The following is a 1890-nucleotide window of genomic DNA, read 5'->3' as shown; positions in this document are numbered from 1 at the left end:
ACAGTGTTTTAATTTATTTGAAAGGGTATTTTTTAGAATCTCGTCGTTTTGAGAAAGAGTAGAATGGGATTCTTGTTTATGGTAGAGGTGGTAGGCAATTCCACCTAATTTGAGGGTTCTTTTTTTTACTCCATTGTGTACTAAACGGGCAACCATCTCGCTATCTTCTCGACCCCATCCCTCTATATCCTCATTATAACCATTCACCAAAAAAGCATCTTCTTTCCAAAAGGCTAAATTTGCACCTCTAATGCCTCTAATATTTGCTTTTGGATTATCAAATAGTTTTGATAGCCAAGGAAAATGAAGATTGTTTAGTCGATTCGTAATTCCTTTTTGAAAGAAATGAAAATTGATTTTCTTTTCTTGGAAGGCATTTTTAGTTGCGTTTGTGTTTAGAAGTACCCGGGAACCTTTCACAAAGCTTTTGGGACGAGCAAACCTAATATGATCTTTAATAAAGTTAGGGTGAGCGATAATGTCTCCGTCAATTTGAATGATGTATTCATGTTTTGCTAGAGCAATGGCTTTGTTTCGGATTTTTGCAAGTCGAAATCCATTATCCGATTGCCAACAGTGAATTAAAGGTACGGGAAATATTTTAGCATATTTGTTTAGAATAGCCTTGGTGTCTTCTTTGGAGCCATCATCCGCGACAATTACTTCTGTAGGCAAAACCTTTTGCTTCATAGTGGCGATCAATGCTAATTCAAGGGCTTCTTTCCAATTGTATGTGCTGATGATTAGGCTGGTAGTAATGTTTTTGTTATACTCTCTGAGTTTAATGTACTTATAGAAAGTGCCACTGGCATTAGCAATGCTGATCAAAAGGCCCTCTGCACCATATAGAAAGCCCCGATTTAGAATGTAATTCCTGAAAAAGGAAAATGCCCCCTTGTAAAAGGCTTTTAATGCGGAGGCTTTTTTTCTGAAGCGGTTTTCTTTAGCGAATAATTCGGTGTATAAATCTCCTTTTTTTATGAGATCAGACACAGAATGATAAGGATAATGATCCAGGTGGCCTTTTAGTTGTATAGTTTTGCTTTTAGTTATGTCAATATGCTCATGAATCTTGTTTTGGGTGAAGTTTGTGTGCTTTCTGTTATATAGGCGGTTTTTGATGTTATTTTCCCAGCCACAGGCATTAATGTGCTTGTTTTTATAATAGTTCTTAAACAGGAAGGAGTAGACGGTATTTTCTTCTAAATGGGTGTTTAGTAAACTCTTGGCAAGGCGGTTACTAACCACTTCATCGCTGTCAATGGATAAAATCCAGTCATTAGAAGCATAGGAAGACGCTAATCTTTTCAAAGGACCAAAACCGATAAATTCATGTCTAAAGGTTCTGACGTTAGGAAAAGAAGAGGCAATCTTAAAGGTATTATCAGTGGAACCATTATCCAACAAAATGATTTCATCAAAATCCTTCAGGGCTTTCAAACAACGACTTAAGGTTTTTTGACTGTTTTTGGTAATTACAGTTACACTGATCTTGTTTGGGGGCATTACAGAAAATGGGGAAGAAGTTAGGGAAGACTTTCTTGATATAAACCAAAGAAAGGAGGGAGATGTTTTTTCGGATGGTGTCCTTCTTTATTCGCAGTCAACAGAACTATTCTGGGGAAGAGCTCTCATGGAACCTGGTTTAAATACCAAGATTGAGAAATGGTTAGGGGGAGTCACAAGGGTAACTGGAAATTAGCTTCTTTTTGAGGGAAAGAATTGTATTAATATAACTTTTACTGGATTCTAAATCAATGGAATGTAAAAGTAAACACTTGAAATTATTCGTCAATAAAGAGATGTCCTCGGAGGTTTAAGTATGTTTCTATATGAAAACATCCAAATTTGACCTAATCTTAAAATAGGAGGCAAATTCGTTATATACCT

2 protein-coding genes are annotated in these 1890 nt (G+C 36.2%); one reads left to right on the top strand and one right to left on the bottom strand.

The window, feature by feature from the left end; genetic code table 11:
- On the bottom strand, window positions 1–1506 hold a 1506-nt coding region (locus E1171_RS02060; RefSeq protein ID WP_155203595.1), incomplete at its 3' end, for a glycosyltransferase family 2 protein.
- Between E1171_RS02060 and E1171_RS02055 the strand changes: the two genes are divergently transcribed.
- On the top strand, window positions 1469–1702 hold the full coding sequence (locus tag E1171_RS02055) for a hypothetical protein (RefSeq protein ID WP_187696192.1): 234 nt from the start codon (window positions 1469–1471) through the stop codon (window positions 1700–1702). The genes E1171_RS02060 and E1171_RS02055 overlap by 38 nt on opposite strands.
- Window positions 1703–1890 lie beyond the last annotated feature (188 nt).

The organism is Xanthovirga aplysinae (assembly GCF_009711365.1).
Classification (GTDB): domain Bacteria; phylum Bacteroidota; class Bacteroidia; order Cytophagales; family Cyclobacteriaceae; genus Xanthovirga; species Xanthovirga aplysinae.
This window is presented reverse-complemented; position numbering and strand designations above follow the sequence as displayed.